The sequence below is a fragment of the Rhodoflexus caldus genome, from assembly GCF_021206925.1.
Taxonomy (GTDB): domain Bacteria; phylum Bacteroidota; class Bacteroidia; order Cytophagales; family Thermoflexibacteraceae; genus Rhodoflexus; species Rhodoflexus caldus.
Genome location: NZ_JAJPRF010000018.1, coordinates 23,694 through 48,232, shown reverse-complemented (window position 1 = coordinate 48,232; position 24,539 = coordinate 23,694). Strand labels below are relative to the sequence as shown.

General features: G+C 47.4%; 24 protein-coding genes. 8 read left to right on the top strand and 16 right to left on the bottom strand.

The window, feature by feature from the left end; genetic code table 11:
* Nucleotides 1-28: 28 nt before the first annotated feature.
* The gene (gene murQ, locus NDK19_RS14980; protein ID WP_250632718.1) at nt 29-838 is read left to right on the top strand and encodes an N-acetylmuramic acid 6-phosphate etherase; all 810 of its coding nucleotides are present in this window, start codon (nt 29-31) and stop codon (nt 836-838) included.
* Here murQ and NDK19_RS14975 read toward each other — a convergent pair.
* Complete coding sequence (locus tag NDK19_RS14975) at nt 826-1,191, bottom strand: hypothetical protein (protein WP_250632717.1); 366 nt, start codon at nt 1,189-1,191, stop codon at nt 826-828. The genes murQ and NDK19_RS14975 overlap by 13 nt on opposite strands.
* 107 nt (nt 1,192-1,298) lie before the next feature.
* Here NDK19_RS14975 and NDK19_RS14970 point away from each other — a divergent pair, with 107 nt between their 5' ends.
* The 4 genes from NDK19_RS14970 (at nt 1,299) to NDK19_RS14955 (ending at nt 4,917) form a co-directional block, all read left to right on the top strand.
* A complete protein-coding gene (locus tag NDK19_RS14970) occupies nt 1,299-2,885 on the top strand; it encodes an NAD(P)/FAD-dependent oxidoreductase (RefSeq protein ID WP_250632716.1) in 1,587 nt (528 codons plus the stop codon).
* Between the two features lie 94 nt (nt 2,886-2,979).
* A complete protein-coding gene (locus NDK19_RS14965) occupies nt 2,980-4,008 on the top strand; it encodes a nitrilase-related carbon-nitrogen hydrolase (RefSeq protein WP_250632715.1) in 1,029 nt (342 codons plus the stop codon).
* Nucleotides 4,009-4,146: 138 nt separating this feature from the next.
* Nucleotides 4,147-4,317 carry a hypothetical protein gene (locus tag NDK19_RS14960; RefSeq protein WP_250632714.1) on the top strand — a complete coding sequence of 57 codons (171 nt, stop codon included), beginning with the start codon at nt 4,147-4,149 and terminating at the stop codon, nt 4,315-4,317.
* Between the two features lie 33 nt (nt 4,318-4,350).
* Nucleotides 4,351-4,917: an RNA polymerase sigma-70 factor gene (locus NDK19_RS14955; protein ID WP_250632713.1), complete on the top strand. Its 567-nt coding sequence runs from the start codon at nt 4,351-4,353 to the stop codon at nt 4,915-4,917.
* Nucleotides 4,918-4,928: 11 nt separating this feature from the next.
* Here the strand turns inward: NDK19_RS14955 and NDK19_RS14950 are convergent, their stop codons facing one another.
* From NDK19_RS14950 to NDK19_RS14915, 8 genes are all read right to left on the bottom strand, one after another.
* Entirely contained in the window at nt 4,929-5,471 is a 543-nt protein-coding gene (locus NDK19_RS14950; protein ID WP_250632712.1) for a hypothetical protein, read from the bottom strand.
* Nucleotides 5,472-5,473: 2 nt separating this feature from the next.
* A complete protein-coding gene (locus tag NDK19_RS14945; protein WP_250632711.1) occupies nt 5,474-6,232 on the bottom strand; it encodes an alpha/beta fold hydrolase in 759 nt (252 codons plus the stop codon).
* 31 nt (nt 6,233-6,263) lie between these two features.
* Nucleotides 6,264-7,073, bottom strand: coding sequence for a DUF2911 domain-containing protein (locus NDK19_RS14940; protein ID WP_250632710.1), 810 nt, complete (start codon nt 7,071-7,073; stop codon nt 6,264-6,266).
* Between the two features lie 111 nt (nt 7,074-7,184).
* Nucleotides 7,185-8,366: a hypothetical protein gene (locus NDK19_RS14935; RefSeq protein ID WP_250632709.1), complete on the bottom strand. Its 1,182-nt coding sequence runs from the start codon at nt 8,364-8,366 to the stop codon at nt 7,185-7,187.
* A 67-nt stretch (nt 8,367-8,433) separates the two neighbouring features.
* Entirely contained in the window at nt 8,434-10,068 is a 1,635-nt protein-coding gene (locus NDK19_RS14930) for a tetratricopeptide repeat protein (RefSeq protein ID WP_250632708.1), read from the bottom strand.
* A gap of 76 nt (nt 10,069-10,144) precedes the next feature.
* Nucleotides 10,145-11,080 (bottom strand): homoserine kinase, encoded by a 936-nt coding sequence (locus tag NDK19_RS14925; protein ID WP_250632707.1) that lies wholly within the window; start codon nt 11,078-11,080, stop codon nt 10,145-10,147.
* A gap of 35 nt (nt 11,081-11,115) precedes the next feature.
* Nucleotides 11,116-12,009, bottom strand: coding sequence for a hypothetical protein (locus NDK19_RS14920; protein ID WP_250632706.1), 894 nt, complete (start codon nt 12,007-12,009; stop codon nt 11,116-11,118).
* A gap of 12 nt (nt 12,010-12,021) precedes the next feature.
* Entirely contained in the window at nt 12,022-12,774 is a 753-nt protein-coding gene (locus tag NDK19_RS14915; RefSeq protein ID WP_250632705.1) for a LytR/AlgR family response regulator transcription factor, read from the bottom strand.
* Between the two features lie 89 nt (nt 12,775-12,863).
* On the opposite strand from NDK19_RS14915, the gene NDK19_RS14910 reads away from it, so the two are divergent.
* Nucleotides 12,864-14,669, top strand: coding sequence for a tetratricopeptide repeat-containing sensor histidine kinase (locus NDK19_RS14910; protein WP_250632704.1), 1,806 nt, complete (start codon nt 12,864-12,866; stop codon nt 14,667-14,669).
* Here the strand turns inward: NDK19_RS14910 and NDK19_RS14905 are convergent.
* The 6 genes from NDK19_RS14905 to NDK19_RS14880 all read right to left on the bottom strand — a co-directional run bounded on the left by NDK19_RS14905 (nt 14,656) and on the right by NDK19_RS14880 (nt 21,107).
* A complete protein-coding gene (locus NDK19_RS14905; protein ID WP_250632703.1) occupies nt 14,656-15,450 on the bottom strand; it encodes a TIGR02757 family protein in 795 nt (264 codons plus the stop codon). The two genes, NDK19_RS14910 and NDK19_RS14905, sit on opposite strands and share 14 nt — an antisense overlap.
* A 9-nt stretch (nt 15,451-15,459) precedes the next feature.
* Nucleotides 15,460-16,074, bottom strand: a complete 615-nt coding sequence (locus NDK19_RS14900; RefSeq protein WP_250632702.1) for a 7-carboxy-7-deazaguanine synthase QueE — start codon at nt 16,072-16,074, stop codon at nt 15,460-15,462.
* 309 nt (nt 16,075-16,383) lie between these two features.
* A complete protein-coding gene (locus NDK19_RS14895) occupies nt 16,384-18,099 on the bottom strand; it encodes a DEAD/DEAH box helicase (protein WP_250632701.1) in 1,716 nt (571 codons plus the stop codon).
* A 272-nt stretch (nt 18,100-18,371) separates the two neighbouring features.
* On the bottom strand, nt 18,372-18,560 hold the full coding sequence (locus NDK19_RS14890; protein ID WP_250632700.1) for a hypothetical protein: 189 nt from the start codon (nt 18,558-18,560) through the stop codon (nt 18,372-18,374).
* Between the two features lie 127 nt (nt 18,561-18,687).
* Nucleotides 18,688-20,721: a methionine--tRNA ligase gene (gene metG / locus NDK19_RS14885; protein WP_250632699.1), complete on the bottom strand. Its 2,034-nt coding sequence runs from the start codon at nt 20,719-20,721 to the stop codon at nt 18,688-18,690.
* A gap of 29 nt (nt 20,722-20,750) precedes the next feature.
* Nucleotides 20,751-21,107 carry a MerR family transcriptional regulator gene (locus NDK19_RS14880; protein WP_250632698.1) on the bottom strand — a complete coding sequence of 119 codons (357 nt, stop codon included), beginning with the start codon at nt 21,105-21,107 and terminating at the stop codon, nt 20,751-20,753.
* 192 nt (nt 21,108-21,299) lie between these two features.
* Here NDK19_RS14880 and NDK19_RS14875 point away from each other — a divergent pair, with 192 nt between their 5' ends.
* Entirely contained in the window at nt 21,300-22,619 is a 1,320-nt protein-coding gene (locus NDK19_RS14875) for a TTC39/IML2 family protein (RefSeq protein ID WP_250632697.1), read from the top strand.
* Nucleotides 22,620-22,626: 7 nt separating this feature from the next.
* Here the strand turns inward: NDK19_RS14875 and NDK19_RS14870 are convergent, their stop codons facing one another.
* Nucleotides 22,627-23,544, bottom strand: a complete 918-nt coding sequence (locus NDK19_RS14870) for a glycerophosphodiester phosphodiesterase (protein WP_250632696.1) — start codon at nt 23,542-23,544, stop codon at nt 22,627-22,629.
* A 226-nt stretch (nt 23,545-23,770) separates the two neighbouring features.
* On the opposite strand from NDK19_RS14870, the gene NDK19_RS14865 reads away from it, so the two are divergent.
* Nucleotides 23,771-24,532, top strand: coding sequence for a bacteriorhodopsin-like (locus NDK19_RS14865; protein ID WP_250632695.1), 762 nt, complete (start codon nt 23,771-23,773; stop codon nt 24,530-24,532).
* Nucleotides 24,533-24,539: the final 7 nt, after the last annotated feature.

Genomic DNA, 24,539 nt, shown 5'->3' with positions numbered 1-24,539 from the left:
TGACTAACCGCTGAAAAATAGACATTTTATGCAATCTGTAACCGAATCACAGTCGCATTACGACCACCTCGAGCAAATGAGCATCCACGATTTGCTCGTAAATATCAACAACGAAGATAAAACTGTTCCTTTGGCAGTAGAAAAAGCCATTCCGCAGTTGGAAGCACTCATCGGTGCCATTGTAGCCCGTATGAAACAGGGAGGCAGGTTGTTCTATATTGGTGCGGGCACGAGCGGTCGCTTAGGAATTGTGGATGCTTCCGAATGTCCGCCAACCTATGGAGTAGAACACGGCCTTGTGGTCGGGCTGATTGCCGGAGGCGATACTGCCATCCGCAAGGCCGTAGAGTTTGCCGAAGACGATTTTGAGCAGGCATGGAAAGACATCGGCGAGTATCTGCCCAACGAATTGGATACAGTAGTTGGCATTGCCGCATCGGGGCGCACACCTTATGTAATCGGCGGGTTGAAAGCTGCTCGTGCGAACGGCCTGCTGACCGGTTGTATTGTTTGCAATCCGGGTTCACCTGTTGCTGCCGAGGCCGAGTTTCCCGTGGAAATCATTGTAGGCCCTGAGTTTGTAACAGGCAGCACGCGCATGAAAAGCGGTACTGCCCAAAAGTTGGCGCTCAATATGATTTCAACCACCGTGATGATTCAATTAGGCAGGGTAAGAGGCAACAAAATGGTGGATATGCAACTAAGCAACCTTAAATTGGTGGACAGAGGCACGCGAATGGTTATGAATCAACTCAATATCAGCTACGAAGAGGCATCGGAGTTACTCAAAAAATACGGCAGTGTGCGCCGAGCAGTAGATAATTATCAAGCCGGTTGATTGTCAAATTCTGCGTAATGTTTTTTCTTTTCTTCCAAAACTTTAATCAATTGATTGACAATGCTCACTAATTTTTGATGCAATTCGTTTATTTCTTGTTGCGAAGCGCCTTTGGTTATTTGTTGCTGTAAGTTCGCTTGTGCTTCCAGCAGGTAAGATGCTTCCAAAGTATTAACCATTGAGCGCACCTTATGATTCAAAAAACGATAAGCGCCTACATCTCTGGCAGCTATGATTGGTGCTACCTGTACCAGATAATCCTTCAACTCTCCAATGTACATGCCCAAGAGGTCATATGCAAAGGCGTTGTCATTCATAGTAACCTTATCAAAAGTAGTAAACGAGACGTTCATCACAGTTCAGTTTTATGAATATAAAGTTACAACGAAAGTTTGATTAAATCCATATAACGGATATAGAAAAAAATGTTTCAACTAATTTTGCATTTTTAATTACTGTCATGAAAACCCTGCTCGACCTTGTACTACCTCCCGAAATAGCTTTTGATAATCAGGCTTTTGCGGAATATGTTACCCGACAAGGGCAATGGCAGCAGGCAATGGCTGAGGGCAAGGTTACTGTACGCATGTTGCGCCGCTCGATTGATGCCCGTGCCAAAAAAGTGAAAGTTAATGTAAGCGCCGCAGTTTATGTGGACGAACTTCCCGAACCGCTGATAGCATACCGCAAGGACTATCCGAACGTAAGCCATGCACCTCAGGCAATTATTGTAGGAGCAGGGCCTGCCGGTATGTTTGCCGCCTTGCGATTGATAGAATTGGGTGTTAAACCGGTTGTGATAGAGCGCGGCAGCGATGTGCGAGCCCGTCGCCGCGATTTGGCAGCCATCAACAAAGACCATGTGGTCAATCCCGAATCTAACTATTGCTTTGGCGAAGGTGGTGCAGGTACTTACTCCGACGGAAAACTTTACACGCGTTCCAAAAAAAGAGGCGATTTTCGTCGTATTTTGGAAATATTTGTGGCACACGGCGCTACCTCCGAAATTTTGGTAGATGCGCATCCGCACATTGGCACCAATAAACTGCCTGCCATTGTTACCAATATCCGCGAAAGTATTTTGCAAGCAGGCGGCGAAGTGCATTTTAATACGAAAGTTACCGACTTTGTGATTGCAAACGGCCGAATGAAAGGGGTTCGGCTGCATGACGGCAGTACAGTAGAAGGCATTGGCGTTATTCTGGCAACGGGACATTCGGCACGTGATATTTTTCATCTGCTCAAAAACAGGCAAGTGCTGATTGAGTCCAAGCCGTTCGCATTGGGTGTGCGCATAGAGCATCCGCAATCGTTGATAGACAGCTACCAGTATCATTGCGAAACCCGCGGCGATTTTCTGCCTGCCGCTTCCTATTCGTTAGTCAGCCAGATTGTCTACAAAGGCAAAGAAAAAGGCGTTTTTTCGTTTTGCATGTGCCCGGGCGGCTTCATTGTTCCGGCAGCAACTGCTCCGGGCGAGGTAGTTGTAAATGGCATGTCGCCATCCCGTCGCAATTCCCGCTTTGCCAACTCCGGTATTGTGGTGGCCATTGATGAGGAAGATTTAGCCCCCTATGCGCAATACGGCGAACTGGCAGGCATGATGTTTCAGAGCGAGATAGAACAACGCGCATGTCGCATAGCCGGAGGCAGGCAAACAGCACCCGCCCAACGCATGGTAGATTTTGTAAACCGCAAAGTTTCTGCTTCACTGCCGGAGTGCTCCTATCAGCCGGGGCTTGCTTCGGTTGCCATGGATGAGGTGCTGCCCGTGCAGATTGCCCATCGCCTGCGCGAGGGATTCAAAGATTTCGGCAAAAAAATGAAAGGCTACCTGACCAACGAAGCCCAGATTGTAGGCGTTGAAAGCCGCACATCGTCTCCCGTGCGCATCCCTCGCAACCGCGAAACGCTGGAACATCCGCAAATTGCGGGGCTGTTTCCTTGTGGCGAAGGAGCGGGCTATGCAGGGGGAATAGCTTCTGCCGCTATGGATGGCGAACGCTGCGCCGAAATGTTGGCTGCCCGCTATGCAAAGCCCCGATAGTTTTGGCTAAAATTATGGCAAAGTAAAATTCCTAATGTATTGACACTTTCACCAAAAAATAGTTATTTGCTGCAAGACAACAGAAAAACCGGCTATGATATACAAAGCGCTTGCATTGCAAACTACCTGTCATACGGTAAACAGTTTACAGACACGTGAGGAAGTTACCGCGCATATTCAGCGCGAAATACAGCGCATCGGTGAGCAAATACGCGCCTCCATCGGTTTTATCGGCAAAGATACCAAGCTGGTTGTGCTGCCCGAGTACTTTCTGACGGGCTTCCCGATGGGGGAGAGTATAGAAAACTGGTTGTACAAGGCTTGCATAGCCCCCGACGGCCAAGAGTATGAATGGTTGGGACAACTTGCGCAGGACAACAATATTTACCTGAGCGGGAATGCGTATGAAACCGACCGACACTTCCCCAATCTGTACTTTCAGTGCAGTTTTATTATTGCACCTTCGGGTGATGTGGTGTTGCGATATCGCCGCCTGAATTCCATGTTTGCACCCACACCGCACGACGTATGGGAAAAATATCTTGATATATACGGCTTGCAAGGCGTATTTCCTGTTGCAAAAACCGACATCGGCAATCTGGCTTGCATTGCTTCCGAGGAAATTTTATATCCTGAAATTGCACGTTGCTTGGCAATGCGCGGTGCGGAAATTTTTCTGCACAATACGTCGGAAGTCGGCAGCCCGCTGCTGACACAAAAAAACGTGGCAAAATTGGCACGTGCCATCGAGAACATGGCTTACGTTGTTTCTGCAAACTCGGCAGGCATGGGCGGCACTCCCATACCCTTCGCTTCCACCGACGGCGTATCAAAAATTATTAACTACAACGGCCTTGTGCTTGCTGAGGCAGGTTACGGCGAAAGCATGGTTGCCAATGCCGATATTGACCTGAACGCACTGCGGCATTTCCGCCACCGACCTGCCATGGGCAACCTGTTGGCACGGCAACGGTTCGAGCTTTATGCACAAAGCTATGCCGAGCATAGTTTTTATCCGCCTAATACGCTGCTTGTTCAAGACCCTGACCGTCAGCACTTTATACGCACCCAACTGTCGGTAATTGAACGACTTGACAAGCTGGGTATTTTTCAGGCTAACTGAGGTTGCAACTTGCCTACCGACATCAGCGACAATTTGTCATTGAATCATTCGATATTGCAATGAGGTATGAAAATTGTGTATTTTAGCACAGAAGGAGATGTGATTATGACGCATACAGACTTGTTTAGCAAACCAAAAATGACATTCCGATTAATCTATTTGGGATTTCCGGTATATGAAGCCAACAGCCACGAGTTGTGTATGCAAGTAGCCACCTATTGTGGTTACAACCAGTTCTTTATATTGGCATATCGCAACGGGCAGCATGTGAGCAGCATGGGGTACATAGCTGAACAAATTCCCCGATAGGCTGCCGCGTGCTTATATTGTCCTGATTAAATAATGGACTACCAGCATTTATCCGACGAGGAATTACTCAAAAAATCAGCTGAACACGACCGACAGGCATTTCACGTTATCTACACGCGTTATGCCCGTCGGTTGTTTGATTTTGCCTGTCGCAAGGTTGCATCGGAGGTGGCCGAGGAAATTGTGCAGGATATTTTCATTCGCTTGTGGCAAAAGCCCGATACCGGCATTGATAACTTATCGGCCTATTTGTTTGCAGCCGTTCGCTATGGCTGGCTGAACCATTTCAGAGAAGAACTCATCAAGGAAAAATTTATGGCCTACAGCCTGCAACAAGCTCAAAATGAGTGTTTTCAGGATGAAAATATCATAGTTGAGTTGCAGCAGGCCGTTCAGCAGGCTATGGCAACACTGCCCGAAAAAACACAGGTTGTTTTTCATCTGAGCCGTTTCGAGGGTTTGCCGCACAAAGAAATTGCCCGACAACTGTCATTGAGCGAGAAATCGGTAGAATATCATATTTCGCAGGCACTCAAACAATTGCGCATCGCGCTTCGTCCTTTTTTGCAGGCGGTTTTGCTGGCAATAGGACTGATTTAATGTACTTGGGGTTATTTTTCAAACGGAATAAAAATCATTTGCCCGCTGCTGATTTTTTGGTTGAATTGCTTGATAAGCACCGAGTCCGCCGAGTTGCGGTAATACAGGCGTGCGATAGAGGCAGCAGTTTCTTTGGGGCGCACCAAATGCACGCCTTTGACGGGCACAATGTACCAGTTTTCACCGTCGGCCTCGCTGACCTTGATAGATTTGGGATTGGATATGTTAAATTTTTCCGCTACTTCGCTGATGGTGTAGGTGTTGTCAAAGTCTTTAAAAAGGCCATACATGCGAAACCCGTTGCTTACCAGCGGGTCATAGCGATTGTTGCGGAAGTACTGCTTTTGCAGCGAATCGTAGCGAAGAGCTTCCTGCATTTTCCATGATTTGCCGCCCAGTGCCATTTTAAGGCTGTCATAGCGAAATTCCATGACCTTTTTTTCTTCTATCCACTGCGACTTATTGACAAGAAATAAAAAAATGATGGTCAGCGTAAATAGCATGACGGCAATGGTGGTAATCAGGCGCTCCAACGAAAACTCTCCACTACTCATTTTCAGGGGTTTCTTAGTAGGAAATTATCTACATATTGGTTAAAAATTTCGGGATGCTCCATCATGGGAGCATGTCCGCAGCAGTCAATAAAGCGCAGTTCCGTATTGGGAATCAGTTCGTCAAACTCATGTGCCACATTGGGCGGAGTGATGGTATCGTTAAGTCCCCAGATGAGCAGGGTAGGGGCTTTAATGTGCCCCAGTTCTTTGGCGAGGTTGTTCCGCTGCGCCGATTTGGCAATAGCCACCATGCGCATACACTTGGGGATACTTTTGGTAACGTCAAAAACTTCATCAACCAACTCTTTTGTAGCTACGTGCGGGTCGTAGAAAGTATATTCTACGCGTTCTTTGACAAACTCATAGTTGCCGCGTTTGGGATAGGAGCCGCCCATGGCATTTTCAAACAGCCCCGAGCTACCCGTAAGGATGATGCGTTTAACGGCAGAGGGGTTTTTCAGGGCAAAAATCAGTGCAATATGGCCGCCAAGCGAGTTACCTAAAAGTGTCAGTTTGCCCAGCGGAACTTCTTTCAAAAAGTCGGCGACAAAGGCAGTAAGACCTTCAAGTCCTGCATTGGTGAGAGGCATGTCGTAAATGGGCAGCATAGGAATCACCACCCGATAGCGATTGGAAAAGTGGGCAACTACGTGTTCCCAATTGCTGAGTGCGCCAAACAGCCCGTGCAGCAGGAGCATGGTTTCTCCTTGGCCTTCGTCAATATAGCGGAAGTCTTTTACCTGATGTATCTGATATTGCATAGCGTACAGTATGAACGGTTCGGCAAAATAATCAGTTGATTTTAGAACGCCATAGGGCGATTGATTTTTCTATCTCCTGTTTGTATAAAAAATTGCTGCCGCTTTCTGCAATTCCTAAGCGAAGGGCTTCTTCTGCCGAAACAATAGCCTCTTTGAAGTTGCCTTGCAGGGCTGCATAATCGGCTTTCAACCAGTGCGGGAAAAAACTGTTGGGTTTGAGTTCTAAGGCCCTATCTATCCATTGCTTCGCCTCACCAAGCCTTATGTTGTTGCGCAGGCAGTATTCTGCCGAATTGGCATAAATTATCCAATTATCGCCTGCCGTTTTAATGGCTTCCGTGATATTTTTATTGACTTTTTCATCCACTTCTACGCGAATGGGAACGCTGACAGCGATTTTTTCCCATGTCATCACCAGTAAGGCCGTTGTTCGGGTGATATTTTCAATATCTATGCTGAACGTTTCGGTGAAAGGTACTTTGCGGCTGCGTGCCTTAATGGAAAGTACGTTGTCTTCGGGGCGGAAGCCGGTAGTGCCCCATGAACGGGAATTTTTGTTGAGAATCACATCCCATTCGCCTCTTTTGTGCGGGATGGTGTAGAGGGCGTAGCTGCCTGCTGCTATTCGCAAATCGTTGAGCCATACATCGTCCGAAAAGGTGATAACGGTGGCTTCGTTGGCACCCGTGCGCCACGTAACGTCGTAGGGGACAAGTTGCCCCCATATCTTTCTGCCTTTAACGCTCGGACGGCTGTACTGAATACTGATTTTGGTAAGACCGACTATTTGGCTGTATTCACACTTGGGGCTGGCAAGGGGAAGATTTTGTGCGTGCAACACGAGGTTGCTTATGCAAAAAATAGCGGCCAATGCCCATTTTAAAAACTTGTATTGCATCATAAAAGCAAAATTAGCGATAAAAAGCATATCGCTAATTTTGCTTGCAGGCTGCTAAATCGCAAGAATGATACTTGCTTTTACGATACCTGTTTCGTTGCCGTATTCGTCTTTGAAACGCACGTAAACCGTTTTTTCACCATTTTCGCCGGTAAGTTTCCATTTAACGGTTTCTCTGAAAGGCTCCCAGCGCGCACCGGCAAAGTTGAGGTGGTTGCTAATCATCATAAACAACGCACCTTTGGCAGAGAGTTTTAACTCTACGAACTTGTCCGGGTCTTCGGCATATTTAGCGCCGCCGTTAATAACTACGCTGCAATCCTCAGGCGGCATGTTGTCTAAAATGATGTTGTCGGAAGCTACGCCCGATTCATTTTGTGCTTGGTCGCGAAACTTGACATAAATGGTGCGCACGCCTTGTTTTTCCGAATCAAATTTCCATTCCATCGTGGTTTTATAGGGTTGCCACTCGGCATCGGAAAAGTCACTTTTTTCACTGACTTTCATATCGTTGGCTCCTCGGGCAAAAATGGCAAGCGATACTTTACCGTTGATATCGGTGGTGAATTTCTGGTCGCCGTTGATGGTGATGCGCGGGTCAACGGGAGGGATGGCATCCACAAAAATCTCGGCAGAGGCAACGGCTGATTCATTGCCGGCTTCATCCCTGAATTTGACAAACACTTTGCGCAGCCCGTCGCCGGGTTCTAATTTCCAGTTGGGCAAAGTGGTGCGATAGATTTGCCAGCGTGCATCCTTAAAAGTAGATACATTGCTGAGCATCATATACTTAGCTTCTTCGGCCTGAAGCTCTAAGCTGACCAATCTTTCGGGGTTGTTCACAAAACCGCCCTCTGCATTGATGGCAATTTTCGGATTTTTGGGCGGCGTGCGGTCTAACGTGATGGTAGCTTCTATGGGGGCGGTTACGTTGCCGTATTTGTCTTTCAGTTTTACATATACCTTTTTTTCGCCTTCATCGTTCCCCAGATTGATTTGCCCATAATCGCTTTGAAATTCTTTCCATTCTGCGCCGTCTAAGTTGGGGAAACGGCTCACCATCATTTGGCGGGCTCCTGCTGCTTCAATTTTGAGTGTAACAACACCGCTTTGGGTGTACTTATTGCCGCCGTCCAGAAGTACCCGCACATTTTCTAACTGAGAGGACTCCTGCGCAAATAGCGCAAGGGAGATTTTTAGAAAAAAACAGCAAAAAAATAAAACTTTTTGTACCATCGGATTATCTCATTGAGGTTTGTAATCGTCGTTTACAGATGTATAACGCATCTTTGTGTCATAAATTTTACTTTTTATTCATCTCTGCGTTAATGTCTGCAATCTTTTTCAGAGTTGCCTGATAAGCAGGGCTTTGCTCGCCTTGCAGTTTACGCTGATTGTCTAACATGCTTCTGTACAGGCGCATGGCCTCCGGATAGTTTTTGCGCAAGGCTGCCAAATCTGCCAGTTTGAGCGTGCTGAGGGTATACTCGAGGCTGCCTCTGCCGTGATAGTTGGCATCTATGAGGTTGGCCTGTTTCAGGAGGGGTTCGGCTGCCTCGAGCTTATTTTGCGCAATCAGGAAATCTGCGTAATTGGCAAGCGATGCACCATAGTCCGGATGTTTATCGGTGAGGTTTTTCTTGCGCAGTTCAATGTTGAACTTCAACAAGGAGTCGGTTTTGGCAAAATCGGGTATGGCCAAGTAGTAAAAGGCAAGCGAATCTATGGCTTTGGCATATTGCACCTGTTTGTCATTCAGTTTTTTGGCTTGTTCGGCTACTTCCAGCAGGGTAGTTTCTGTTTTGGCTTTATTGCCTGTTTGCTTGTACAGTGCGGCCAGTTTTGCCATTTGCTCTACGCAAACTGCCTCATGCTCAGGTGTTTTCTTATTGGCTTTGCTGATTTCAATAGCTTTTTTAAGGTTGTTTTCCGCTTCGTTGGCTTTACCGATGCGCAATTCTGCCGCTGCCAATTGTGCAAGGGCAGAGGCATATTCCATGCTTTGCTCGGTATGGGCAGATTTAACGGCATTGGCTTTTTGCTGACTCATTGCTGCAACAGCTGCATATTCGCCCATCTCTGCATAGTTTTTAATGACTTTGTCAAGTTCTTCCGTGAGTTTGCCTGCGTTGTTTGTTTGTACATGGCTGATATACTCATTGCCGTATCGGATGCTCTCTTGTGGTTTGTTAAGCAGTTTACAGCCCATGTGCAACTGATAGTAGGCGGTATAGTATTGTGCAGGCGGAATCTGCTGGGCTTTGCAAAGGTCAATCCATTTCAGGTAGAACTCGTTGGCTTTTTCGTAGTTTTTCAGGCGGAAGTAAACATCTGCCATCTCACTTGCCATTTCTGCCATTCGCGGGTTTTTATTGCCGAGCAATTTGATGCCTTGTTCGTAGGCAGGTACATATTGTGCTTCTGCCTTGTCTAAGCGATTGGTCAGGCGCAGCAATCGGGCATATTCGTGTTGAGTAACAACAAAGTCGGCAGTTTGGTCTTGTTTCAGCGACTTTTGCAATGATAGCGATTGGGTGAAATAGTTCTCGGCATTGGGGTATTCTTTGGTTTGTACGTAAGTAACGGCAGTCAGAAATTGCAACTGTGCAAACTCTTTGGTGCGTTCTTCGCGCAGGTCTTTTTTTACGTTGAGGATGGTCAGGTAACAGGTGCGCTCTTTTTTGGCTTCGTTGATGCCTTTGTAGGCTTCTGCAAGCGTGTAGAGGGTTTTAACATAGTTGGGATGTTGTGTTTTGAACTCCTGCTCGGCATTTGGCAAGGCGCGCTCTAAGGCTGAAACAGCCGTTTTATAGTCTTTTTTTGCGAGTGCCTGCTGCCCTTGCGTGAACAAGGTTTCCCAATTTTGCGCCATCAGGGACTGGCTAATGAAGAACAGACCGGCTGCGAGCCAATAGAAAATTGTACGAGTTTGCGTCATCTTGTGCTATTGGGTTGGTTAGACGAAAACTCTTAGGGCAATTTTGTTACCAAAAATACCGCTGCTCACAGAAAATTTAATCCAGCAGGCGCGGCCCTTCGGCGTTGATAGGCGAAACGTAGCAGTCCGTAGCGATATTAACCTCTGCAAAAGCGGCAGTAATGGCATCTGCGATGCGCTGCCCTGTTTCGTGCGATGTGCTAAGGGCAAATATGGAAGGGCCTGACCCCGAAATGCTGCAACCCAATGCCCCGGCCTGCATGGCTGCTTTTTTTACCTGCGCAAAATTAGGTATCAGCAGCGCGCGCAGAGGCTCTACAATCTGGTCGTGCAGCGAACGGCCAATCAGCGCATAGTCCGACATGAGCAGCCCTGCCACCAAACCGCCCACATTGCCCCACTGTATGATGGCATCTTTAAGCGTTACGGATTTGCGGAGAATGCTGCGGGCATCTTCCGTGCGGATTTCTATGTGTGGGTGCACAACGGTAGCCACCAAGTCGGGCGGAGTGTTGAGTTTGATAACATCCAGCGGTTCATAGCTGCGCACAAGGGTAAAGCCGCCCAACAAAGACGGTGCTACGTTATCCGCATGGGCAGCACCACAGGCAAGTCGCTCGGCCTCCATGGCAAAGGGCAGCATTTCCAAACGGGTCAGGGGTTGCCCCATCAGTTCGTTGATGGCAAAAAGGGCTGCTACGGCGCTTGCCGCACTGGAACCAAGACCACTGCCAAGCGGCATTTTCTTGTGTAACTCTATGGCAATGCCCGTTTTTTGCCCGATATGTTGCAAAAACGCATCCACTACCACACCGGCCGTATTTTTAGAAGCATCGCGGCTGAGTTTGCCGCCGTCTCCCGTAATCAGTACAATTTCCGTTTTATCGCTGTTGGTTTTGCGCATCACTATTTCGTCGCCGGGCTCGTAGAGGGCAAAACCAAGCACATCAAACCCGCAGGCAACGTTGGCAACCGTTGCAGGCGCATACACACGTACAGAATCTCGTAACATAGTTCGCTTAAAATGCCAAAGATAAACGGATTTGACTATTCATATTCCTGATTTTCAAAGCGGCGCACTTTTCTTTCCTGCTTGCTGAACGGAATGCGCACGCGCAGGGAAATATTGTGCAGGTTGATGTTATTGTTTCGCTGTTCGCCGATGATGAAGTTATAACCGTAAGCCAGATGCAGGGAGTAGCCCTTGGGCAGCAACTGCTTGGCTGTGAAGCCCAACGAGGGGCGAAATGCAACATATGTATGTTTGGTGTCGTTGTACGCACCCACGGCTCCGCCAAACAGGAATCGCTTGTCTTCTATCCATCCGTGCGCCATTAATCCGTAAATATTGTTCCACGGGGCTAACTCCACATGTGCGCCGTAGGAGTACAGCAGGCTGTTCCAAAGTGTCAGGTCGCCTCGTGCGATGCCCAACTCGGCAAATCCGGCGCGGAAGTACTGTGCCCCTGCAATAACCGACCAAGTTTCCAGCAGGCTGAACTCGGGGCGCGAATCTACAAAGGTGGCATCATCGGCGCGGCATTTGTTAAAGGTTTGCACAAAAGCGTCCTTGTTTTTGGCAAAGTCGGTAATGGTGAGGCTGTCTGCTGTCAGATAGTTGATTTTTGCCAGCATGAGCTTTGCCCCCGAAGGTTTTTTGAAAAGAACCGTAGAATCGTCCATAATTTGCCAAGTACCTGCTTTGCGCAAATTGGAAGAAAGAAAAGTGCCGTTGGGCATTACTTCCAGAAATTCATTGGCGCAGTCGTGTACGCGCAAAATAGTATCCGCCCCCAATGAGCTTTGTACGATGTAAAGTGCCAATGCCCAGCGCTTGCCGGGTAGTAATTCGTTGATTTTCTGTTTGTTAATTTGGGCATTTGCGCTCAATGCAACCATTGTCAGCACAACTGCCGCCGTCAGGCGAACGAGGCTTTTCATACTGGGAAATTTTCAGGAAAACATTTTTTCTAACAGTTCTATCAGGGCATCGCGTTTGCGGATAGCCAGCGGAAGTTCCGAATTGTCTTTCATGATTACGCTGCCGCCGTCTTTTTTGCCGATGCGTTGCAAATAGTGCAAGTTAATCAGGTGCGACTGATGGCAACGAAAGAAAAAATGTTCTTCCAACAGGCGTTCATAATCTTTTAATGTTTTGGAAACGATGATTTTGCGCTGGTCGGCCAAACAAAACAAGGTGTAGTTGTTGGCGGCTTCCAAGCGAATAATATCGCTGATAGCTACCAGATGTATATTTTCCGCATCTTTCAAAACAATTTTGCGCGGCTCATTGCTGAGGCTTTGGATGTTACCCATCAGTGCGGTCAGTTGTACTTGCACATCGCTCAATCGCTTGTTTTCCGAGGCGCGCTGCAAGGCAGTTACCAATTCATTGTTCTCAACAGGCTTCAACAAATAGTCAATCGCACTAAACTTAAACGCCTGAATAGCAAATGATTGATGGGCAGTAGTGAAAATTACCTGAAACTCAACGGGCTGTATTTTTTGTAAAAGGTCAAAGCCTGTGCCATCCTGCATTTCAACGTCGAGCAGCAATATATCTGGCCTTGTCTCGCGAATCAGACTGATTCCAGACGACACACTGTCTGCCTCGCCTACCAACTGCATGGCAGATGCGCAATCGGCCAAGAGTTCTTTCAAATAGCTTCGGTGGTGTGCCTCGTCGTCTATAATGGCAATTTTCATAGGGTTTTGTATGCTGTGCGTCGTTTTGTGATTACTGAAAACAGTAGCCAAAAAGTGTTCCAATGGCTAAATTGCACCAAAAAACCGACATGAAACAGTTAAATCGGATAATCTTTGGCTTGTGGATGCTTTTCTCAAGTGCTGCCCTGCAAGCACAACAGCCTGCAATTGACAGTTTGCAACAGGTTGCAACGTCCCTTTCCGACACCGATACCGTAAAAATACAAACGCTGATTGCATTGGCTTCCCTCCAAACCGAACAAGGGAATTACAAAGATGCCATTATCAATTGCAAAGAGGCTTATCGGCTTGCCAAAGAACAGAATCGGGCATTTAGCACGGCAGATGCTGCCATGCGACTTGGCTCGCTGCTTGGCGACCAGTCGCAGCACAAGGAGGCATTGGGTTACTTGCAGGAGTCTGCCCGTTTGTATGAAAAACTCAACGAGCGCAAGGGAACAGCCCGCGCCCTGAACAACATAGCCGCTGTTTATCAAGATATGAAAGACTACAAACAAGCGATTAACTACATGTTCAGGGCACTGAAAATCATGGAAAAATTGCAGGAGCCTTTTCCGATAGCCATCATCACAGGTAACATTGGCAACCTTTACAACCTGTTGGGACAGCCTGACAAAGCGCTTGTTTACGTAGAACGTTCGCTTGCCCTGCACCGGCAACTGGGCAATAAGTCCGGCGAGGCCTATGCGCTGAATTTTCTGGGCGGCGTTTATGAAAAAATGAACAAAACATCGCAGGCACTCAAATACTATTTGGAGGCATTGGAGATTGAGAAAGCCTTAGGCAATCGCTACCTGATGGTGTTTTCCTACAACAATATCGGCGAAAAGTACATGGAAAGCGGCAACTATGCACTGGCCGAGCAGTATTTGGAAGACGGTATCAAAGAAGCCAAGCAAATCGGTGCCGTGCGCGAGCTGGCACGGCTTTACAATACATATGCCATGCTGGATTCCATCCGTCAAGACTTTCGCTCTGCCTTCCGCTGGCACAGGTTGCACAAACAGTATTCCGACAGTGTTTTTAATACCGAACGCAGCAAACAAGTGGCGGAGTTGCAGGCAGCCTTTGATTTGGAAGTGAAGGAAAATGAAATTCAGGCATTAGAACAGGAAGCAGCCATTCAGCAACTGGCGTTAGACCGTCGGAACGCATTGCTGGCAGGCAGCATCATTATTGCCGTATTGCTGATTGCAGTGGTTTATATCTTCCTGAACAACAAGCAGTTGCGAACCCGTTATGACCTTTTACTTGCACAGCAGCGCTGGCGGCGGGCGCAAATGAATCCGCACTTTTTTTTTAATGCGCTGGCTGCCGTGCAGGATGTGATGGTAAAAGATGAACCCAAAAAAGCAGGAAATTATATCGCCAAATTTTCACGACTGATGCGGCAAACGCTTGAACAGTCGGAAAAGGAGTTTACCACGCTGGACGATGAAATAGTCATGCTGACAAATTATTTAGATTTACAAAAGCTCAGGTTCGGCAATAAATTTGACTATGTAATTGAGCAGAATGGCAATTTGGAAACCGAAGAATTGCTGATTCCTGTGATGCTGCTTCAACCTCTGGTTGAAAACGCAGTAGAACACGGCTTAAAAAACATACAAGAAAATGGTTTGCTTCGCATCAATTTTACCCTGAATGGCGACCAACTCATCGTTGTTGTTGAAGACAATGGGGTAGGTAGAGACGAGGCCGCAAAATCCAAATCAGCGCGTGGACATGTATCCATGTCCTCACAGATTTTAGAAAGTCGTTTGGAGTTGTTGCAAAAACAATCTGGTTACAAAGCCGAAGTGCGAATAGAAGATAAAACTGCGCCTGAAAGCGGTACCAAAGCAACTTTTTTTCTTCCAATTAAACACCGGTAGAGAGTTGGTAGCCCTTGTCTGCCAGCCCCAGCCCGAACAGGGCAAAATCGTAGCGCACGGGGTCGTGATTATTGAACTTGCGCAAATTGGCCGTGAGTTCTAATGCAGCCTGCCAGTCGCTTTGGGTGCGTTTGAGCAGCCCTAACCTATGCGCGACACGTTCCACGTGAACATCTAACGGGCAAACCAATTGTGCAGGACTGATTCGGTGCCAGCAGCCAAAATCCACCCCTGCATCATCGCGGCGCACCATCCACCGAAGGAACATATTCAGCCGTTTGCACGCCGATTTTCGCTCGGGTGTGGCAATGTGCTTGCGGGTGCGTACAGGGGCATCTTCCAAGCTGAAAAACAGGCGGTGAAAGTGAATCAAACCGTTTTCTACGGTCAAATCGCGCGGGTTGATGCCATTGCTGAAGGCTGTTTCCAAACTTTCGTTGCGCTCGTAGTACCACCGCAGAAAGTGGATGAAATACAGCAAATCGGTGCCGTTGAATGTGCGATGCACAAAGTCTTGCAGCGGAATCAGGTCGTCAGGTTGGTGGTGTAAAACGAAGCGATAAGGTTCGCCGCCCATCAGCGCGATAATTTTTTCTGTACTGCGGATGATGGTTTGGCGCTGTCCCCATGCCAGTACAGCTGCAAACAAGCCCACTATTTCTTTGTCCTGCAATTGCGCAAAGCGATGCGGCAGTTGAATCGGGTCATCGGCAATAAATTCAGGGCGGTTGTAACGGGCGGCCTGCTCATCCAGCAGCGCTTGTAAATCTTTTTTGCGCATCGTCAAAAACTACGGAATCGCCATGAATTTATGTGTTTGCAGCGAAACTTGCCATTGCGGATGTGCTTTTACATAGTCCACAATCAGCGGCATCATTTGTGCCGATTTGTCCCACTCGGGTTGTAGCAATAGTCGGCAGTCGGCAGGAACAACAGCCGCAAACTTTTCGGCAAAGTCAAAATCGCTTTTGTTGTAAACAACCACTTTCAGTTCGTTGGCGTGGGCATAAATTTCAGGCTTGGGTGCCATAAATTTTTTGGGTGAAAAACAAACCCAGTCCCATATTCCCGAAAAAGGGTGCGCACCCGATGTTTCAATGTGCGTGCGGAATCCGGCGGCTTTGAGTGTGCTTGTCAGGCTGTTCAGGTTGTGCATCAGCGGTTCGCCGCCTGTAATGACTGCTATACGGGCAGGGTGCTGCAAAGCCTGTGCGACAATATCGGCAACGGCAATTCGGGGGTGTGCATTCACATCCCACGATTCTTTCACATCGCACCACACACAGCCTACATCGCAGCCTCCCAAACGAATAAAATAAGCCGCATGTCCTTGCCAATGGCCTTCCCCTTGTATTGTATAGAATGCTTCCATTACAGGCAGCATCTCTTGTTGCGTTGATTCCATACCGCAAATTTACGGTGTAAATTGCTTGCTCTTGCGAGGCAGCCCTTTGTTTTAGCAGTGTGGTTTGTCGCTAAGGCCGATATATACAAAAAACTGACGCGTATTGGAGTATAGTTGGATTTAAATGATTGTTTTTCAATGATTTACACAAACATTTTTGGCAAATCATTTATGCTTTCGCATGTCGGGGAACTTGTTGGTTTTTCGTAGCTTATGTGCAGTTTTCATCTCCCGCCAATGGTGATTTTGCATAAAAAAAACAAAGCTACCCGTATTGACAGATAGCTTTGTTTTGAGGTGCAGGGCAAATTAATCGGCAATTTCCATATTGGGGTATTTGCCTTTGATTTTGCGTTTGCCCATAACTCGCATAACCATTTGTACGTCTTGTTCGCGAATTTCTACAAACGAAAACTTATCAAAAACTTCAATGCTGCCAATATTTTTTCCGTTGATGCCTGTTTCGTTGGCAATAGCGCCCAAAATATCGCCTTTGCTGATTTTTTCATTGCGTCCTAAGCCAACAAACAAGCGAATCATTTTATCATTGCCGGCGCGCTGATAGCCTCCGCGACTACTTTCCTCACGGCGACCGTAGCTGCTGCCGCGTTCGCTTCTGCCGTTACCACGTCCATCGCGGCGGCTATTGTCGCTGAAACCGTCCCCTCTTCCAAATCGGGATGCTTGTTGCGAAGAACGGTCGGTAATAATATCCAATTCGCCAAACGGACGGTTGATTTCGCCGGCTGCCATTTTTGCAAGTGCTGCCGCGAGGTCTTCTGCCGAATAACCTTCTGCCACTAATTGGTTGATAAGTGCTGAAAAGTTTTCTAAACCGCCTTCGGCTACTGCCGCTTTTACTTTTCCTGCAAAGCGTTCGCGACGCAATTGTACAATTTCCTGCGGCATCGGAATTTCGCCTTTTTCTACACGCGACTTGGTAAATCGCTCAATTTCACGCAGTTTGCCCAATTCGCGGGGTGTGATAAAACTGAAAGAAATTCCTGTTTTGCCGGCACGACCTGTACGGCCGATTCGGTGTACGTATTGCTCAATATCGTTAGGAATGTCGTAGTTGAATACGGCATCCACATCGTTTACGTCAATACCGCGGGCAGCCACGTCGGTAGCCACCAAAATGTGCGTAATGCCGTTACGGAATCGCGACATAACGCTGGTGCGCTGGCTTTGGCTCATATCGCCGTGCAGCCCCTCTGCCTGAACGCCTTTTACGTGCAGTTCTGCCACTAACTCATCTACCATGCGCTTGGTGTTACAGAATGTAATGGCCAACTTGACATCGTATTTTTCAATGAGTCTCGCCATCAGTTCCACCTTCTGATTGCTTTTTACGGTAAAATAGTACTGAGCAATGGAAGAGGCGGTCAGCGTAGTGCGTTCAATTTTTACGTGTGCAGGCTCATGGAGAAACTTTTTGGTCAGTTCCAGAATGGGCTTGGGCATAGTTGCCGAAAACAGCATGGTTTGCCTGTCTTCGGGCAGGCCGCCGAGGATTTTTTCCATGTCTTCCAAGAAGCCCATGTTAAGCATCTCGTCGGCTTCATCCAAAACGGCAATGCGAATGGCATCGGTTTTCAGCGTGCCCCTTTCCAAATGGTCTATCACGCGACCGGGCGTACCGATAACCACCTGTGCGCCGCGCTTCAACTCGCGCAGTTGCCGCTCGTAACTGTCGCCGCCATAGATGGCCACAACGTTCAGATTGGGTTCGTACTTGGCAATTTTCTTGATTTCTTCGGCAATTTGTGCGGCCAGTTCGCGGGTAGGGCACAGCACCAAAGCCTGTGTTTCGCGGCTGTTGGAGTCAATTGCTTCTACAATCGGAATGCCGAAGGCTGCTGTTTTGCCTGTGCCGGTTTGAGCTTGTCCGAGCACGTCAAGTCCTTGTATGGCAAGAGGGATAGCTTGTGATTGAATGGGAGTGGCAAGCGTGAAGCCCATATCGGCAATAGCTTGCAAGGTTCCGCTTGACAGCGGAAGAGAATCAAATGTTACTTGTTCCATGAAATGGTTAATAATTTCCAAAAATTAGTTCAAACAAAACCCCGCCTTAGAGATAATATCATAGGCTTTGCCGACACACGAATATTCGGATAAAGGGATGTTTGGTGGAAACATGGATGAACCATTGCAAACAAGCAAAGCGCGAAACATTATCAAATAAAGGAACGATTTTGACGGCGCAAAGATAGGTAATGTTTTTTGAATAAAAAAACCTGTCCGCCAAAAAAGCGAACAGGCAAGTTTTAATAGGTTTGAGTTGTTGTCAATGCGGATTACTGAGCAGCAGGAGCAGCAGTAGAGTCAGCAGGAGCAGCAGTAGAGTCAGCAGCAGGAGCAGGAGCTTCAGCAGGAGCTTCTACAGCAGTAGAGTCAGTAGTTGAAGTTTCTTCAGTTTTAGCACCACCGCAAGCAGCGAAGAAACCAAATACAGATACCAGAATGAATAATTTCAGAGCTTTCATTGTACTTAAATTTTTTTGGGTTTTGAAAAGTTTCAAATTCTGGTGCTTAATACCGAAAGCAGGCAAAAGGTAACCCTTAATTCTTAAAAAGTTTTAATTTTTTTTTGAGGTTCTGACTATCAATGTGTTAGCTTACCTGTGAACCGCTGATAACCGTATCATTGGGGCCTACGAGTACTAATCTGCCGTCGCGGTCTTGTGCGCTGAGAATCATTCCTTCGCTAACGATGCCGCGCATTTCGCGAGGTGCGAGGTTGGCCAACAGCAGTACTTGTTTGCCGACCAGCGACTCGGGCTCAAAATATTCGGCAATGCCGCTGATTACCGTGCGTTGGTCTATGCCGGTGTCTAAGGTCAGTTGCAATAGTTTTTTTGCTTTGGGTACTTTTTCGCAAGCAAGCACGGTTGCTACGCGGATATCAAGTTTGGTAAAGTCCTCGTAGGTGATTTGTTCCTTCAAAGGTGCGGCCGGTGATTGTGTCAGTTTGGTTTTCTCCAATTTCTGAATTTGTTGATCTATTTCCGCATCTTCAATTTTTTGGAACAGCAACTGTGGCTGTGCCAACTGATGGCCTGCTTGCAGAACAAGCGGTTCATCCCAGCAGTAGGTAGTTTGCGGCATTTGCAACAACCGGAACAGTTTGGCGGCTGTTGTCGGTAAATAAGGCTGCATACAAACGGCCAAATGTGCCGTCAGTACCACGCAGTTGTTGAGGATTTCGGCCGTTTTTTGGGGCTCGCTGCCAAATTTTTTCCATGGTTCGCCGTCGGTGAGGTATTTATTGCCGGCACGTGCCAAATCCATCACCGCATTTAAGCCGTTTTTAAATTTGTAGCTGCTGAGGCTTTTTTGTAAAACATCGTAAGTTTCAACCGTTGCTTGGCGGAGGGTTTCATCGGTAAAGTCAATGGTGCCGCTGCCTTGCAGTTTTCCCTCAAAATATTTGTGCATCAGCACCCACACGCGATTGACAAAGTTGCCGAGCACTGCCACTAACTCGTTGTTTACGCGTGCCTGATAATCACGCCATGTAAATTCGCTGTCGCCGTTTTCGGGGCTGATGGATGTAAGCACGTAGCGCAGTTCGTCGGTGCGGTCAGGGAAGCTGTCCATGTATTCATCCAGCCAGACAGCCCAGTTGCGCGAGGTGCTGATTTTGTCGCCTTCCAGATTCAGGAATTCGTTGGCGGGTACATCGGTAGGCAGAATAAATTCGCCGTGTGCTTTCAGCAAAATCGGGAAGATGATGCAATGGAAAACAATATTGTCTTTGCCGATAAAATGTACCAGCTTGGTATCGGGGCTTTTCCAGTAGTCTTCCCAATTTTTCCCGTTGTTTTTTGCCCATTCTTTGGTGGCGGAGATGTAACCGATGGGGGCATCTAACCACACATAAAGCACCTTGCCCGCAGCTTCGGGCAGGGGAACGGGTACGCCCCAGTCTAAGTCGCGTGTCATGGAACGGGATTGTAAGCCCTGTTCTATCCACGATTTGCACTGCCCGTAAACATTGGGCTTCCATTGGTTTTGTTTTTCATTAACAATCCACTCGCGCAGCCATGGTTCAAATTGGTGCATGGGCAAGTACCAGTGTTTGGTATTGCGCAGCACGGGTGTTGTGCCTGTCAGCGTAGAAATAGGATTTTTCAACTCTAAGGGGCTGAGGCTGCTGCCGCATTTTTCGCACTGGTCGCCATAGGCTTTGGGGTTGTCGCATTTCGGGCAAGTACCCATAATGTAGCGGTCGGCCAAAAACTGCTGTGCCTTCTCGTCGTAGTACTGCTCGCTTTCCTGTACCTCAAACAGGCCTTGTTCATGCAGTTTCAGGAAAAAAGCCTGTGAAGTTTCCGTGTGGATGGGTTCGGATGTGCGATGATAAATGTCAAAGCTGATACCGAATCGCTCAAATGCGTTTTTGTTGATGGAATGGTACTTATCAATGATTTGGCGCGGAGTGATGCCTTCTTTTTTAGCACGGATGGTAATGGCTGCTCCGTATTCATCGCTCCCGCATACAAACACTACATCTTCGCGGTTCAGGCGCAGATAGCGCACGTAGGTATCTGCGGGCAGGTAAGCGCCCGCAATGTGGCCAATATGCAAAGGGCCGTTTGCATAAGGCAAAGCGGCAGTAACGGTATGTCGTTTAAATTGAGTCATGTTCAGGAAAAAAATACGTGCAAAAGAACTCAATTGAGGCGTTCTTTCAAAGCTGAAAGGAAGTCGCGCACTTGCTGCAATTCGCGGATGAGGTCGGCAATTTGCGTTACAGGGGCTATGCCGGCAGATGTGGGCTTGTTATTTTGCAGTGCATCTTTGGCTCCTTGCAGCGTGTAGCCTTCTACTGTTACCAAATGATAAATCTTTTGGATGTTCTCAATTTCGGTTTTGGTATATTGGCGGATACCGTTGCGCGTTTTGCGAGGTTTGATACTGTCAAACTGTGTTTCCCAAAAGCGGATTTTGGAAGGGGCAACACCAAACATTTGTGCCACTTCACCAATGCTGTAATACCGCTTTTCTATTTCATCCGATTTATGTTTCATAGGGAAAGCACAGTTTTTGCGGGTAAGTTGCTCAATATGAGGTTAAAGGTACATCTTTTTGTACGAAGTATTCAAGCAATACTTTTATTTTTTTGCTTATCAGCATCATTATCAGCTATTTCCCGTCCGAAGAGCCCTTCTGCTGCTGCTTATTTTCATTTCGGAGATGCCGAGCGGGAGGCCTATAGCCATTTGTTGAACCTCCGATTTTCATCGGCACGGGTTGCCATTGAGCCGATACCGGAGAATAATCTGGTTCGCCCGTATTTGGAGAATTGGGCAGATGTATTGGAAATGATTGGCAATCAGGATAAGCAATTGTATATCAATAAGTTTTACTTGCGTGAGCAACGATTGCTGCTAATTGAGCAAAGTCATAAAAAATCGCCTTTTTACCTGTTTTTGCAAGCCGAAATCCGTTTGCAGTGGGCTTTGGCACAGGCTGTTTTTGATGAACCGCTGACGGCGGCATGGAATATCCGCAAAGCCTTTCAATTATTGGAAACCAACAGCCGGTTATATCCCGATTTTGAGGGCAACAAGAAGTCGCTGGGTGTTTTGCAAGTGCTTTTTGGGGCTGTGCCTGCGCAGTATGAGTGGCTGTTGTCGCTTTGGGGGCTTTCGGGCGATGTATCCAAAGGTTTTCGGATGCTATTGGAAGTTGCGGCGGGTAATTCGGCATATGCCGCTGAGGCACGATTGTGGCAAATATGGCTAAAAACACAATTGGGCGATGAAGCAGGAGCAAATACCTTGGCCGATGTAACTCATGGCAAATGGATTGTTGCTGCGGCGTTTCGCAAGGCCGGTAACAGCGAAAAGGCACTGCAACTCCTGTCCGATTTGCCTGCCGATGCACCTTCGCTGCTTTGTTGGGAGAAGGCGACGGCCTTACTTAATAGCGGAAATTATCGGGAGGCACTTGAATGGCTGGATTTATTTGAAAAAAAGCATCGGGGAATGGATTTGCTCAAAGATGCGCAGTTGAAACGCTTTTGGTGCTATTTTTTGCTAAACCGCGATGCGGAGGCGATAGCAGCATTGAGCAAAATTGCCGCCACAGGTCGCACACAAACCGAAGCGGATAAAAATGCTGCCTATTTTGCGGCACAGCGGCCACTCCCCGACAGGCGGCTGATACAAGCCCGTTTGCTGACAGATGGCGGCTACTTTGAGCGCTCTATGCATATCATTCAACAAATTGATATACAGGCACTTGATAAAGGCAGTCGCTGCGAGTGGCACTACCGCAAGGCACGCAATGTGCACCGATTGAATCATTTGACCGAAGCCCTTTTGCACTATGAACAATGCCTTGCAGAGGCCGGAGGGGCAGCATGGTATTTTCTGCCGAATGCAGCCTTGCAGGCAGGTATCATTCATCGCGATTACAGAAAGGATACAAAAAAAGCCCGCTATTATTTCAATCGGGCTTTGGATTATCGGCAGCATCCTTACAAGGCAAGCATTGACCGCAAGGCAAAAGCTGCTTTGAAAGGACTGCCGCGTTAGCAAAGGTTTATTTCTTTGGTTCAAACAATCCCTGTGCGCGGTCAGGATAGTCGGTGATGATGCCATCTACGCCCATTTGCGCCAGTTTTTTCATGGTGTCAAAATCATTGACAGTCCACGGAATAATCTTGATGCCCTCTTTTTGGCCGTATTCAATCAGCGACGATGTTACCAGCAGGTGATAGGGGCTGTAAACATCAGGTTTAAAGCCCAATTCTTTGATAGCGTTTTCATAGAACGGATTTTTGGCAACCAGCAATGCAATGGTAATTTTATCGTCCATTTTTTTCAGTACCTGCAAAGTGCGCACGTCAAACGACTGTATGCAGGTGCGTTCTGCAATGCCTTTTTCTTTGACAACCCGATAAACCAATTCCATAAACTCCTGTGGTTCAGGATGGTAGATGTTATCACTTTCGGGTTCTATTTTGGTTTCTATGTTATAGCGCGGTGCGGGCAGTCCTTTTTCGCGGGCATATTTTTCCGTAGCATCTATCAAATCGGAGAGGAGAGGCTTGAACGCAGCCATTTTTTGCTGTTCGGGATAGCCCGGGTTGCCCATGCTGCCACAGTCGCAACGGGCAATGCTGTCATAAGTCATTTGGTAGAGGTTGTAGTTTTTCTCTTCCGATTCTTTAATGGTTTCCCCTTGTGCGTTTTTGCAAATTTTATGGTTCAGGAAGGGCTCATGCGAAACCACCACTTTTTTGTCTTTGCTGATAACTACGTCCAATTCAAGCGTATTGACGCCGTAGTCTAATGCTTTGAGCATAGACGGAATCGTATTTTCAGGCACAAGCCCGCGCGCGCCGCGGTGTCCCTGTAAGTCAAATTGTTCGCGAGGTTTCTGCATATCGGGCGATTGACATTGGGTAAGTAGTGGCAAGCCTGTGAGAATAAGTGTGCCGAAAATCAAACGTTTCATAGTTGTTGTTATTTGAGGTCGGTAAAAATACCGTTTCGGGCTTTACCAAAAGAAACAGGTGCGCAGATTTAGCAGGAAATTAACATGCGGTTGTGTCTGTAAGTATGTCCTATAAAAAATGTTTAAGAAAATACACAAAAACTTAAACAAATTGTGCGCACAAATTTTTTTATGATAGAATGAAAAAACAACTGCTTAATTATTCAACCACTAATTATTTACTGCTATGTTTAACTCACCGGTATTACTCGATGCTACGCTCCGCGCCGGAGACTACATCGGATTCACATTCTTCACAGGCTACATGTCTATGTTGGCTGCTTCTATTTTCTTTATTGTAGAGCGGGGAACGGTATCCGACAAATGGAAGACATCTTTGCTGGTTTCGGCATTGATTACTTTTATTGCGGCTGTTCACTACTTCTACATGAGGGGTGTATGGTTGGAAACAGCAACATCGCCTACGCAATTCCGGTACATTGACTGGACGCTGACCGTTCCGTTGATGTGTATTGAATATTACCTCATTTTAAAACCTGCCGGTGCAAAATCCGGTATGCTTGTACGACTGATTCTGGGTTCTCTGGTGATGCTGGTAGCCGGTTACATCGGAGAAGCGGTGGTTGTTGAGCAAAACGTACTTTGGGGTATTATTTCTACGCTCGGTTGGGCACTGATTATCTACGAGATTTACATGGGCGAGGCCGCGAAAGTAGCTGCTGCAAGCAACAATCCCGTTGTGCAGAAAGGTTATAATGTGTTGCGTTGGTTTACGCTGGTAGGCTGGGCAATCTATCCCATCGGCTACATGATGTTGCCCGGTAATTTGCTGCATGGTTTGGTAGAAGGCTATGACCCCACAAAATCTTCACCCGTAGACCTTGCCTACAACATCGCAGATGCTGTGAATAAAATCGGTTTCGGTTTGGTAATCTATACCATTGCCAAAGGGGCTACTACGGAAGAAAAAGCGCTCGCACGCGCGTAGGTTAGAA